The following is a 13,498-nucleotide window of genomic DNA, read 5'->3' on the forward strand; positions in this document are numbered from 1 at the left end:
ACTTAAATTGAATTCACCCCAAAAATTGGGCGATACCTGCGGCCCGGGCTGTCTGTTCATACGCCTTCAAGGCCTTACACACGGGCAGGTATCCACGCCCATCCCTATCGCATTGTCTGAACCGGGATTGAACAGATTTGTCTGATTTTTTGGATTTTGATTATCTTGGCGGCCATTTTACTCACAACTCACAACTCACAACTCACAACTCACAACTCACAACTCACAACTCACAACTCACAACTCACAACTCACAACTCACAACTCACAACTCACAACTCACAACTCACAACTCACAACTCACAACCATACACCACCTTCCCGTTCACAATAGTTGCCTGGATATTTACCTGCTCATCAAATATGGCAATGTCGGCATCAAGGCCTTCAATCAAAGCGCCTTTACGGTCATCTACCCCCATAATTGTTGCCGGGTTTTTGGTCATCATTTTTACGGCTTCGGGCAGCGGCACATCGGCCATTGTCATCATTGTACGTACCAGCCTGTCGCAGGTGGCCACACTGCCGGCAAATGAACTGCGGTCGGGCAGTTTGGCAACGCCATCTTCCACAATCACTTTTAAACCGGTATCCTTATTGCCCAGTATGCTATCCCCCTCGGGCATACCCGCCGACCGCATGGCATCGGTAATGAGCGCAATCCTATCCGGCCCTTTAATTTTGTAAACCAGTTTTAATAACGGCGCAGGCAAATGAATACCATCGGCAATAACCTCCACATCCATCGCATCAATCAAAAAAGCTGCTTCAATAACCCCGGCGTAACGGTAAGCATTGCGCCTTGTTACACCCGACATGCCAGAATATAAATGCGTTGCCAGCCTGTAACCGTTTTCAAAAGCTGCGGCAACTTCTTCGTAAATAGCATCGGTATGCGCCAAAGCCGGCATTATACCGTTGGCCTGTAGGTATTTGGCAAACTTAATTGCGCCTGGTAATTCCGGCGCAGCACTCCAGCGTTTGATTGCTTTGGAGTAAGCAATAATCTCTTTATACTCCTCCTCATCGGGATTGCGAATATAGCGCGGGTCCTGCGCGCCGCGCTGGTTCATGGCAAAATATGGCCCTTCCAGGTGCATACCTAAAAATTGCGCACCCATGGTATTTTTAGCATCGGCACTGGCATACAAATCGAGTGTTTTGAGCAGATCGGCCTTCTCCGCAGTTAGCGTTGTGGGTACCATGGCTGTGGTACCATAACGTGCATGCGTACGGGCTATCTCCAGGAAAGCTTCCTCGTTACCATCCATAAAATCGTGGCCACCACCGCCATGTACATGAATATCAATAAATCCCGGCGAAACATAATTACCATGAGCATCAATTACCAGCGCGTCCGGCGCGTCGATATCGCGCTGGGATATAGCCGTTATTTTTGTTTGGTTGATGAGTACGGTACCGTTAATGATACCCGCGGGCGTAATGATACGGCCATTTGTGATTTTTACTTGCTTGTTCATTTGCTGATAGGCCTACAAGTTAAGCTGATTTGGCGAAACTTAGAGTATAAGCATTAAAAAAGCAGGGCAAACGCATCAAGTTGGGTTAACATAACTTAACACATTTCAGACAAAACGCTTACAAATACCTTACAATCAACTATTTATATTTAACCATGGTTAACACTGAACTGTAATGCTCATATCTTCCCGCGCCATAAGCTTATTCCGTTAGCTATTATTAAATAACAACTTTTTGCAGTTAACCATTTAGATTTGTTTGCTCTGATTAAAAAAGTAACAAGGCGCTTTATTTAAACCAAATGGATTGTGTAAAAGCGCCATCAGCGGCGGCATCCCATATTTCCAAACGTGCCCATTTGCGGCCTTTAAGGTTTTCTGTTAAGGTAAATAACCTGCTGTCAAATGCTTTGGTTGCATCAAGATTAACGCGCTTGCGATAAACCTGCTTACCATCGCCAGATATGATTTCGGCAAAATTAAGCGGGAATGTCCAGCTGGTTTTAAACGAGATGTGACATTGCCCATTGGCAGGCAGGGCAACAGTTTCGCCAGATGACCGGCCATTTATTTTAAAATCTTCAATCAAAACTTCGCCGGTGGTGGAGAAGAACTTACCCTGCTGCAACACATTCAAAACCTGCTGCCAGCCTTGTTTATATTCCGGTTGTTTATCCAGTTTCAGGTAATTGATATTCATGTGGGCATACATTTCATTTTCCGATTCAATGCTGAACAAGTCGGCTTCCGAGAGCACTTTTTTATGCAGGCCCCAGTTATTCATATCGTCCATCAAATCCAGCACCCGTTTCCCCAACCTGAGTTGCGACAAATCGGCTGGCATCGCCTTCCAGGCAGCACCTAAAAACCTGTCCGACAGGAAAAAATCTTCCTTTTTATAGGCATCCGGAAACCCTGTTGAGCCTTTGGTGCGGGCATGGGCGGTCCAGGCCAGTCCATTTTCGGCTTGCAGCAGCCTCAGCATATCGTTTTTATCCCCAATGTGGTAAACCTTGCCATGTTCAGCATCGGTAGTTTCAAACGGCATACCCTCTTTTCTGTCCATGATCCAGTAAACCGGTTTCGGGAAAAACTCCAGCCAGTGGCCTCCAAAAAACTCATTCGGCTCTTCGCCGGGCAACAACAAAAAGTTTGACGAGGATAAGCGGGCGCTTTGCTCAAACAAAGTTTTCAACTCCTGTAAACGTTGTTCGTCGGGACCTTTAGGGTGGGCTGTATAGTGAAACTCGGCCAGGTGCACAATGTTTACGCCCAACCGTTTAAATACTTTTACAAAACCTGGGCTATCGGGTACGGGCTTACCTTTAAGCACCACACTCATAATAAACTCATTATGGAAATGGCTGGCCATGGTTTTGTAGCCCGGCAAGGGTTTATAGCTGTCATTATGCGTAAATTCCTTCACATGGGCTAACAATGCCGGTGCGCCATTAATACCTAACAGGCAAAAAAAGTTAAGCCGCTGTTTTGTTCCCGGCGGTGCGTTAAACCAGGGTACATAACGTTTATCACCATTTAATTCCTGCCGTATACCAATGCCAAAGCCGTCGAGCATTTGGCGGTAATTGTTGCCGTACCACACAAATTTGAGGTTAAAAGCTTCATCTAATGGGTAAAAGTATTGGTGCGGCGCCGGGAAAACCGCAATGCTCCCTTTATCATTTGTGCCGATGATTGCACGATACTTTACGGCTATGTTTTTAGCGGTATCAGGCTGATTAATAACTGCTGTTTGCAGTTTTTCGTAAACATCGCTGTAGCTGATGTTTTTTACAGGCCGCTCCTTCCCCACCAAACCGGCATCATACAATATCGCTGTCGAATCTTTTTGGGTTGATACAACGGCGGCTATGTTTAACAGGGGCTGCCCGTTATAGAGTGTTATCTGCAGGTCGCCCTTAAAATTGGGGGCTTCTGCCCCACTCATCGTAATTACAGTTCGTGAACCCGAGCTATTTACGTTGATATCCCTTTTATGAAAGTCAACTTTATAGGATTGATGCAGTTTTAGGGGAACCTTATCAAAAAATATATTCCATCCGTTTTGGGACACCAGGTCGCGCTTGCCTTCGGAGATAATGAACTGCGGATCGACGTTTTGGATAATGGTTTGGTATACGCCGTCTTTACTTAATCCGATGCTGTTGAATAATGGTTCGTCATTTTTCAGATTCAATACCAGTCGGCCGTTGTTGCCTTGGCCCGTGGGCCAGGTTATGGTAAATCGGGCGCCGGAGGCGCTTACGAATACTCCCGGGCTGGTTTTAAACTTTTTTTGCCTGATGATCTGCGCTGATGCGACATCATCAACAAGCAACAAGCCCATTAAAGCAAGGCACGCGGCAATTAAGTAACTGGTCTTTTTAACCCTCATCGCTATTTATTTAACAAGACTGGTGGCTATTACAGAAAAAATGACAAATCCGCAAAAGAGGCTGTATCATAAATCACGATCAGCCTCTTATTTGTGTGATTTATTCGGGTACCTGATGGAGGCAATTTTCGTTCAGGCGATTCTCAGACGGTCATTTTGATTTAGATACAGCCTCTTTTGATTTTCAAACATGTCACGGCTCCCTCCTAATCTGCACATTTGACATCTGCACATCTGAAATCTATTTTCCCCGTCCTGTCAGGCTTTTAATCAGTTCTGTTTCTTCAGTTTTATATGGCGTGCCATCTTTGTGAAAAATATCATGGAACCACAGTTTTGGTTCGGCGCCATCGGGCATTGGGGTATCCCAGGCATAAATGGTATTGGTTTTGCCGGTTACAAAGCCCCAGTTTATGGCGCCTACGTTTTCTTTTTTCAGCATAGGCAATACGGTTGCAAATGTGCTGTTACGCGGGCGGGCCATATATTCGGTGCAAATTAAGGGCCGTCCTATCATTTTCAGGAATTGAACAGTTTTTAGGTGATCATCAACCGGCGAATAATCGTGATAAGTGGTTACATCCGAGTTAGCTACCTGGAACTTGTTTAAATCCTCTAATCCCCATGACCATACACCTGCACTTACCGGCTGGCTTGGGTTTACCTGGCGGGCCCATTTAAATACGTTTTTAAGCAACGGCAAACTTTTGTTCCCTTTACCGGAGTTACCTGGCTCGTTATATAAATCCCAAAGTAATATGCGCTTGTCTGCCTTAAAAGTGGTTAATACATCCTTCACATATTTTTCCAACACCGGCGAATTGGCCATCTCTTCGGATGCCGGCTGGCCGGGGTCCTGCGCCCAGCCCGAATTGTGGATGCCAGGTTTTGGCTCGGGCTGTTTACCTGTTTTTGGCACTTTGTTCCAGCAATCGTCAAAAAAAACAAACATGGTTTTAATGCCGTGTTTGCTGGATATGGCCAGGTATTCGTCCACCCGCTTTTTAAAGCCGGCTGGATCTTGCTGCCAGGCCAGGTGATGCAAAAACACCCGCATTACATTCATGCCAATACCTTGCGCATAGCCCAGTTCTTTATCAATAGTCTTCGGGTCGAAGGTATCGGCCTGCCACATTTCCAATTGGTTAATGGCGTTGCTGGTTATAAAATCGCTGCCTACAAGCCACTGGTTTTTGGCGTACCAGGCGCTGGCTTTTTGCGGGCTCCAAACGGGTGCTGTTGCTTTTTGCTGGGCCGATAGCTTCATGCTCAATGGCATTATTAAAGCGATGGCCAATAATTTTAGTTTAGTTTGCATCTATAAGTGTTTAATAGTTTAATTCAATTTTTTATTGGTCAAATGTCCCTTTATCATCCAGATGGCGTTGCTGCCATAAGCATCTGTTGATGTCAAGGCGATAATAGCATCGTCGCTAAGCACACACAGTGAGTTCCACAAGCCATGCTTGTTTAAAGGTACGTTAAATGGTGTGCTTACATTCTTAAAGTTTTTTGCATTATCATCACTAACGGCCACCTGCATACAGGCCAAATCGCCATTATTATCCCGGTTTTGTGTGCTTTGGTACGATAGAATAGTTTGCCCGCTGTGCAACTGCCGCAGATAAGGTGCGCCGGCATAAACCGCCTGTGGCAACCTGGGTGTAAGTGGGTAAGTACGTTCCGCATCGCCAGGGCCAACGGTTTTTTGCCAGTTTTGCGCAATGCTGTTGCGAATGATGGAGGGTTTAAACTGGCCGCCGCCATTATCTTCGATGGAAAACACCATCTCACTTGTTGCTTTTAACAAAACAGGTACAGGCATCCCGTCGCGGTGGCCGGGTGTAAATGATACTATTTCGGGTTTCTTTGTCCAGGTAAGGCCGTCATCGTACGATCTGAAGAGCGAAATATTTTGCTCATTCGATTGCGTAAAGATGCCCTCGTCAGAGTAAAATAGCTGAATTTCGCCGGAAGGCAACTGCAATTGCGATGGCTCCCAGCAGCCATCCTCAAACCGGTAGCCGGCCTGGTATATCAAGCGCTCATCTGTCCAGGTTTTACCTTCATCATAGCTTTTTTTGGTGATAATGGCAAAATGTTTGGTAGTATCTGCCACACCATTTACTTGATGCGGCCGGGGATTATAGGATATAAGCAGCGAGTGGTCTTTCAGTTCCAAAATATCAGGGACGGCCATATTAACACCCGGAACTGATGAGGCTACCTTTACAGGGGCAAGCCAGGTTTCGCCCAGGTCGGTACTCACTGTACTTTGTATCCCTCCGTCGCCTTCATAAACACAAAGCAGATGACCATTACTAAGTTGTATGGCACGGGCATAGTTGCCACCATGGGCAGATACCCGTTTTAGCGTCGACTGATCCCAGGCGATATCCACCTGATCACTTGCTTTTACAGGCGTTTTTTCCTGCCCGCATGACAATTGCGGGGTGAAAAAAAAGATTAGCCAACAGTATATTCGCTTCATTATTATTTATAATCAGGTATATTTAAACCTGTTTTTTATTGGACTAAAAAACTGTTGCGTTCGCAACAGGTGAAACAGAGAAAAATATCAATTATCTAATAATCAACAAATTAACAATTGTCATATTTTAAAAATCGCAACAGTGAGTGCTACATCGCTTTAATAAATGCCTATTCAACTACCGGGAACGACGAAATTCTTAACCTTGCGCCGCCCATGGGCACCAATGTTAAATTGACTGTTGGCTGGCCGGTTTTAACCGGGCTTTGTGGCAGCACACCACAAAGGCCATATTGATCAATTGCCCAGCCGGGAATTTGTTTACCTTTTGTTCTTAACTCAATGGGCGCGTTGGCATTTGTAAATGGATTATTATCCTTTGGCCATGCACGATGAATAATTTCAATTGATTTCTCAGGATGTTCCTGGTCAATTACCAAACCATAATTCCAATCAGATGCTGCATGAATTTCATACGAGGGCCATTTTTGCGGATCGGCCGTAGGCTGCCAGTGCGAATCGCCCTGGGTTGTGGTACGGCTATCTTCCTTGGTGTATTGCTCATCAATTTTGAGCGAATAAGTTAGCGGACCGTAGTTTACGCTCACGCTATTCTTATTTTGCTCCCACCGGCGTACTTTTAATTGCATAGGTAAATGCAGGGTTATTTTATCGCCGTTTTTCCAGGTTTTAGCTATTTTAATATAATCGCCGGTGGCCGAACTCAATTTTACGGGGATACCGTTTACCTTTACCGATGCAGCCTTACACCACTCTGGTATCCGCAGGTAAAGTGGAAAAGCAACCGTTTTTGACGCATTTACCGTAAAGCTCACCTCATCTTCAAAAGGATATTTAGTGGTTTCTACAATATTTACATTTACCTCCTTGCCAACTTTTGCCGATACCTTCCCTTGTGTATACAGTTGCGCTGCAATACCATTATCGGGTGTAGCCATCCAACTGTTTTCGGCATAGTATACCCAGCCCGCCGCGTGGTTGTGCTGGCAGCAGCGGCTGCTAAAAGGATTCATCATCAAAAACGGACCTTCATTGGCAATGCCGGGGCTGTGGTTTTTGCCATCGCTAAGCACCATGTTAGGCGCGGTTAAATACCTCAACGAACGATAATCGGGCATAAAGGCTGCCGAAAACGTGTTGAATGCCACATCCTCGCAGTTGGATGCCCAAAAGGTATCGCCGGTTGATCCTAACAGCATTTGATCTGATGTCATTTGCTCAACCATGCCACAGGTTTCCACGGCCTGGCGTGGGTCGTCATAACCTTTGCGGGCATTTTCATCGGCGCCAAACATGCCGCCGGGTACCTGGCCATATATTTTGCGGATGAGGTTAAAATCGTTGTAGGTAGCAGCCAGATCCTTTGGATCATGGCGCTGCAGGTAAAAAGTTGCCGGTTCGCGAAAGCATTGTGCTACGTTTACATTATGCCAGTTGGGCAGGTTATTGGCCTGGCGCCAGTTAGCGGTATTTTTATCCAGCTTGGCAGCTAAATCCAGCAGAAATTTATCGCCGGTGCGGTTGTACAACCAATAAACGCTCAGCATATTATCGCCGCCACGGCTGTTTTCCCAGTAATCTTCCAAAAACTGGTCGTCCGGTACCGATAATTCGTACCTGAAATATTTGGTCATGAAGGGGATAACCCGCGGATCTTTGGTGTACTCATAATACGATTGCAGGCACCAAAGCATAGGCATATTTGTCCACAGGTCGCGGTTACCTTTATTGGTACGGGCCGGGCCAAAATCGCCGTTGTCGCGCTGGTTATTCAATACCGCATCAATCCAGAATTTGGCTTCTTTAATAATCTTTTGATCGCCCAGCATATAGCCAATGTTGGCGTAGCCTTTTAACCAGTAAGGTAATTCTTCCCAGCCATATTCGCCTTTGCCTTCTTTATTTAACCAGGCATTATTAGTTTTTGATAGCCAAACGCTTATTTCGCCAAGGTTACCGGTAAGGCCATCGCGCTGTAATTCCAATGCTTTTTTTAGCCAGCCACCAGCTTTTATGCTGCCTACCGGCAGTTTGGTAAAATATTCGTGCTGCAGTGGAGCCCGGTTATCAACGTAATTGGCATTCACCTGCTGGTTATTAACCTTTGCTACTACCGATGCCTTTACTGCTTGTGCCGATGCTGTATAAACACTGCTGCATAATGCTAAAACAATTAAGCAGATGCTTTTCCCTGTCTTATTCAAATTGTTCATATATAAATATATTAGCCTTACCCTGCCCTCTCCAAAGGAGAGGGTTCTAAATTTCATTTCTGCGAATTAAGTTCTCTCCGTTCTAAGAGAATTATTCACGCTTTTTGTTGTTGTTTGTGCTCGTGATAGCTACGCAGTTCAGTCGCCGCTAAATCGTTCCTATCATTTATTTCACCAACGCCGGATTGTAAAGTTTCACGTTTTCTTTGCGTAACAATTCCACAGGCATTTTAATCACTTTACGGTCGTAAGTCATGAAACCGTTAACCTCTCCTTCTACGTCGGTTGTTTGCGTATATACCGCTGCCGAAAGGCCAAGTTTTATAAGTTCCTGCAATCTATCGGTAAAGGTGATATAACGTTTTAGCAGGTCGTCGCCATTTTTAAAGTTCTGGTAGCCCCAGTTTTTGTTGGCTTGCCAGGTATGCCCGTCAACAGGCCAGCCCAAGCCGCCAAACTCGCCCAGTACCACGGCTTTGGTTTTACCAAAAATCTCGGGGCGCGGCATTGCAGGGTGCGGGTAATTGTGCAAATCAACCATATTTCCGGTATCGTAAAAATTACCCCCGCTGGCACTGTTCACCAGGCGCGATGGGTCTTTTTTCATTGTCCATTCTGTAATTTCAACCGTTTTAAATTGCCCCCAGGCTTCGTTAAACGGCGTCCAAACCACAATACAAGGGTAGTTGTATAATGAGTTGATGATGGCGTTCCATTCCTTGCGGTAATAACCTTCCGATTCGGGCGTACGTTGCTGATCGGTTTGCCCGTCTAACACGCCGGGGCGGTTTTCCCAGTGGTTACCCAAATCGCCGCTTGGCATATCCTGCCAAAGCAGCATACCTGTTTTATCGCAATAGTTATAGTAGCGGGCAGGTTCAACCTTAATGTGCTTACGGATCATGTTAAAGCCCATGGCTTTTAACTGGTCAATATCGTAGCTCATGGCCTCGTAAGTTGGCGGGGTATACAGGCCATCGGGCCACCAGCCCTGGTCAAGCGGGCCGTATTCAAAAACAAACTTATTGTTCAGCAACATGCGTTGTACACCCTTGGCATCGGCACCAAGCGAAATTTTGCGCATGGCAAAGTAGCTTTTTACTTCATCAACAGGCTTGCCCTTGCGGATAACGGCTACCTGTAAATCGTACAGGAAAGGATCTGTTGTCGACCATAATTTTTCGTCCTTTATATCTAATACGGCGGCGGCGCCTGCATCAACTATTTTTTCGTCAACTTTGGTCTTGCCATCCCAGGCAGTTATTTTCAGTTGGTCGCCGGGTTGGCTATCGGTTACTTCGGCCGAAACCGTTAATGTGTGGTTATCAATATCGGGGGTTTGTTTGGTGGCCTCGATATGCGTTTTGACAACGCCTTCCAGCCAAACTGTTTGCCATATGCCGGTTACGGGCGTGTACCAGATCCCCTCGGGACTTTTAACCTGTTTACCGCGTGGTTGCGGGCCGTCATTAGTTGGGTCCCACACGCTCACTTTAATTTCTTGTTTTGCACCGCCTTTTAAATAAGGGGTGATATTGAATGTAAAGGGATCGAAGCCGCCTTCATGCTTACCGGCGCTTACGCCGTTTACAAAAACTTCGGCACGCCAGTCAACAGCGCCAAAGTGTAGCAATACATCTTTGCCTTTTAATGTTTTATTAAGTGTGACGGTAGTTTTATACCATAACATGCTATCCTTCCCTACCGTTTTGCCAACGCCCGAAAGGGCAGACTCGACGGCGAAAGGAACCAATATCTTACCTTCATACCTGGCAGGGCCTGCGATACTTTTTTGCACTATGGCGTAATCCCACAATCCATTCAGATTTTGCCAGTTACCCCTTACCAGCTGCGGACGCGGATACTCGGGCAGCGGTGCATTTGGGTCAACCTTGTCGGCCCAGGGTGTTGTAATTTTTGTTTTGATAAGGTGCCAGCTGCTTTGCTGCGCATTAGCCGATAAAAAGGCCGCAGTAAAAACCGCAAGGCATAAATTTAGTTTTTTCATTCGTTTGATGGGGAATATTAGTAGTAAGTAGTAAGTAGTAAGTAGTAAGTAGTAAGATTTTTACTTGCGGTTTCACTTCATGTATTTGCCGTAGCTACTTGATACTAAAAAAATGCAGCTATCTTGATACTTACTACTTGATACTAAAAAACAGTTGTCTTGATACTTACTACTTGATACTAAAAAACAGTTGTCTTGATACTTACTACTTGATACTTACTACTAAAAAGGGGCCGCACCGCACAGTACGACCCCAACCAATTATTAACTTAGAAAGACACTTTTGTTACAGGAGTATAGATCATATCTTCAACCCCTGCAATTTTTAGCCCAACCCGGGCAAAAACATAGTTTTGGGTAGGCGTAATAGTTGGTATATTAACAGTTAACGAAACATTGTTAAGGCCACCAATCGCCGAACCCGCCAAATCAGTCCTGGCGATACGGTTATCGCCGTTTTCGGATACAAACTGGGTTTTACCAAGGTATAAAGTAACACGTTCGATATCCTTTGCGTTAACGCCGGTAATTACCTTCTCGATATTAAATACCGCTGTTACCTTTTTACTGGCTGCAGTAAACTTGGCCTCACGTAACATGTAATATGGTGTTACTTCAATATCTACAGTTTGATTGCCACTTAAGTTTATGGCAACAGTATCACGTTTTCCGGGGCTAAGTTCCTTCCACAAAAACGGACCCTGGTTGGCGGGCATGGTAAATTTATAATTACCATTGAACAGCAACAACGAGTAAGCGCCTTCCTGGTCAAAAAATCCCCTGATTGATCCGGACTTGCCGAATCCAGGCTGATAAATATCGAAAGGCACCTGGTTGGTTTCAACATTAATATTGTCTCCCTTGTAAGTTAAATGCCCTTTTAGCGTTACCGACGGCGCGTCGTAGTTATCTTTCTTACAGCCCGTGGTTGCAAGTAAGAGCGCTATTATGATATGATGAAATTTTATTTTCATGATCTTATTTTAATTAATACCTATTGATTTGGTTGCTTAATAATTTTAGGGTTTTTGGAAATAATATCATCCGAAATTTGCGAATAATAATTACCAAACTGAAACCTGTTTGAGCCCGTAACCGGACTTGGTTTTACCTCTTTAAAAATCCACTTGCCGTTATTGGCATTGCCCGGGTTGTAATATTTATATGGCCACAAACCAAAAGGCTGGGTATTATGTTTTTTAGCATTGCCAATATTGCTTACCAAATCGGCAACATCCATTGTATTACCATCCCAAACAATGTGAGCCAGCCTCCAGCGCTTCATATCAAACAAAGTATGTCCTTCAAAAGCAAGCTCTACACGGCGTTCATGTACTATCCTGTCAAAATAATTAGCCGGTGTTAATACAAGCGGCGTGTTAAGGCCTGCCCTTGCACGTACCTGGTTAATATAGGTTGAAGCTGTAGCATAATCGCCCAATTCGGCAGATGCCTCAGCCGCATTTAACAAAACTTCGGCATAACGGTAGCGGATGAAATTGACATCGCTGCCACGGCCGCGACGACCCGATCCTACAGTAGGGTCAAGATATTTACGGATATAAAAGCCTGTTTGCGTGCGAAACTCGGCGCCATTAACGGGGCCGTCTTTTCCTACAACCTGCACACGGCCTAAACCTGGCACTTCCTGTAATTGTGTGGCATCGCCACTGCTGATGATCGTTCCGTTGGCTAACTGATACCCAGCCATTACATCGGTACGTTTTCCTTTAAACAAGCCGTTTGGCAACAGCACAGTGCCGGCAAGCCTCGCATCTCTGCCCGCAAATATGTCTAACTGGCTGGTATAATAAACAGGATCACCTGAGCCATCCTTAGTAGCCATAGGCGCATAAGTATTATCCAGCTTTTCAAACGCTTCTACCAGGTTTAATGATGGGTTTAACCTGCCCGCATCTAAACCTTCGTCAGAGATAGAAAAAGGCTGATCGTTGGTGGTAAAGCCGTGTGTTTTACCACCGTTTGCTTTAAAGTCTTCCACAAAGATTGATTCGGGGCTGGTTTTATCCAGGAAAAGGTTGGCAAAGTTGTCGCTTGCGTCTGGTAATGATTTGTATAACTGATAGTTGCCTGCGCTGCCACTAATAATAGCCTTTGCAGCCGTAAGTGCTTTGGTATAGTAGCCGGTTGCCATGCTTGCAGGTATACCTACTTCGTTACCTGGTAAAGTAACCACTGGCGTTGTAGCGCCATATTTAGCAATTGAAGCGGCATATAAAGCTGCCCTTGCCTCCATGGCCAGGATAGCGCCTTTTGAGGCCCTTGATTTATCGGTAACGTTGGTGGCCAGATCTTTAATCGCTTCGGCTTCGCTGATAATAAAATCATATACTTCCGATTCTTTGGCGCGCGGTATTTGCAGCGGTGTTACGTTGCCCGAAAAATCGTAATCTAATGATTTGGTGATAAGTGGTACGCCGCCCATCCTTTTTACCATCTCGAAGTAAAAGTTGGCACGCAAAAACCTGCCTTCGGCAATAAAGCCATTTTTAACATCGTCTGTAAGTTTGGTAGCGGCCGTAGCACGCTCAATGAACAGGTTAAGGTCCCTGATGTAGGTGTAATCGTATAAACCCCACTCACCAAAGCCCCAACCGGTTCTTTGTACAAAGAAATAGCTCCCGTTTTCTGATGGGAACGACTCGCTAAAATCGGTAAAAGATGACCAGCCATTGTCCAGACCAGAAAAATCTACCTGCCTGTTGTAAAGATCGCCTAAGATAGACAGTACAAGCGCCGGATCTGAAAACGCGACATCAGCAGATATGATCTGCTTTGGCGGCACATCCAGGAACTCGCTATCTTTTTTACATGCACCTGTAATTAACAGTGCTGCAAACATGGTTGTTATAGTTATTTTTTTCATTG

General features: G+C 45.3%; 8 protein-coding genes. All 8 read right to left on the minus strand.

Annotated elements, in window-relative coordinates; genetic code table 11:
• Positions 1-293 precede the first annotated feature (293 nt).
• Entirely contained in the window at positions 294-1,481 is a 1,188-nt protein-coding gene (gene nagA / locus AC1RM2_RS28550) for an N-acetylglucosamine-6-phosphate deacetylase (RefSeq protein ID WP_492988560.1), read from the minus strand.
• A gap of 289 nt (positions 1,482-1,770) precedes the next feature.
• A complete protein-coding gene (locus AC1RM2_RS28555) occupies positions 1,771-3,876 on the minus strand; it encodes a CehA/McbA family metallohydrolase domain-containing protein (protein WP_492988561.1) in 2,106 nt (701 codons plus the stop codon).
• A 241-nt stretch (positions 3,877-4,117) separates the two neighbouring features.
• Entirely contained in the window at positions 4,118-5,194 is a 1,077-nt protein-coding gene (locus tag AC1RM2_RS28560) for a cellulase family glycosylhydrolase (RefSeq protein WP_492988562.1), read from the minus strand.
• Between the two features lie 18 nt (positions 5,195-5,212).
• The gene (locus AC1RM2_RS28565) at positions 5,213-6,367 is read right to left on the minus strand and encodes a sialidase family protein (RefSeq protein ID WP_492988563.1); all 1,155 of its coding nucleotides are present in this window, start codon (positions 6,365-6,367) and stop codon (positions 5,213-5,215) included.
• Positions 6,368-6,537: 170 nt separating this feature from the next.
• The gene (locus AC1RM2_RS28570) at positions 6,538-8,658 is read right to left on the minus strand and encodes a beta-L-arabinofuranosidase domain-containing protein (protein ID WP_492988564.1); all 2,121 of its coding nucleotides are present in this window, start codon (positions 8,656-8,658) and stop codon (positions 6,538-6,540) included.
• A 109-nt stretch (positions 8,659-8,767) separates the two neighbouring features.
• Entirely contained in the window at positions 8,768-10,609 is a 1,842-nt protein-coding gene (locus AC1RM2_RS28575; RefSeq protein ID WP_492988565.1) for a glycoside hydrolase family 2 protein, read from the minus strand.
• A 269-nt stretch (positions 10,610-10,878) separates the two neighbouring features.
• Positions 10,879-11,583 (minus strand): DUF3823 domain-containing protein, encoded by a 705-nt coding sequence (locus AC1RM2_RS28580; protein ID WP_492988566.1) that lies wholly within the window; start codon positions 11,581-11,583, stop codon positions 10,879-10,881.
• A gap of 20 nt (positions 11,584-11,603) precedes the next feature.
• Positions 11,604-13,496 carry a RagB/SusD family nutrient uptake outer membrane protein gene (locus AC1RM2_RS28585; protein WP_492988567.1) on the minus strand — a complete coding sequence of 631 codons (1,893 nt, stop codon included), beginning with the start codon at positions 13,494-13,496 and terminating at the stop codon, positions 11,604-11,606.
• Positions 13,497-13,498 lie beyond the last annotated feature (2 nt).

This window comes from Mucilaginibacter sp. GW822-FHT03E02 (assembly GCF_058801545.1).

Bases quoted from the DNA above. Each gene is read 5' to 3' on its own strand.
- AC1RM2_RS28585 (WP_492988567.1), bottom strand. From the start codon at position 13,496: ATGAAAAAAATAACTATAACAACCATGTTTGCAGCACTGTTAATTACA.
- AC1RM2_RS28580 (WP_492988566.1), bottom strand. From the start codon at position 11,583: ATGAAAATAAAATTTCATCATATCATAATAGCGCTCTTACTTGCAACC.
- nagA (WP_492988560.1), bottom strand. From the start codon at position 1,481: ATGAACAAGCAAGTAAAAATCACAAATGGCCGTATCATTACGCCCGCG.
- AC1RM2_RS28555 (WP_492988561.1), bottom strand. From the start codon at position 3,876: ATGAGGGTTAAAAAGACCAGTTACTTAATTGCCGCGTGCCTTGCTTTA.
- AC1RM2_RS28565 (WP_492988563.1), bottom strand. From the start codon at position 6,367: ATGAAGCGAATATACTGTTGGCTAATCTTTTTTTTCACCCCGCAATTG.
- AC1RM2_RS28560 (WP_492988562.1), bottom strand. From the start codon at position 5,194: ATGCAAACTAAACTAAAATTATTGGCCATCGCTTTAATAATGCCATTG.
- AC1RM2_RS28575 (WP_492988565.1), bottom strand. From the start codon at position 10,609: ATGAAAAAACTAAATTTATGCCTTGCGGTTTTTACTGCGGCCTTTTTA.
- AC1RM2_RS28570 (WP_492988564.1), bottom strand. From the start codon at position 8,658: ATGAAATTTAGAACCCTCTCCTTTGGAGAGGGCAGGGTAAGGCTAATA.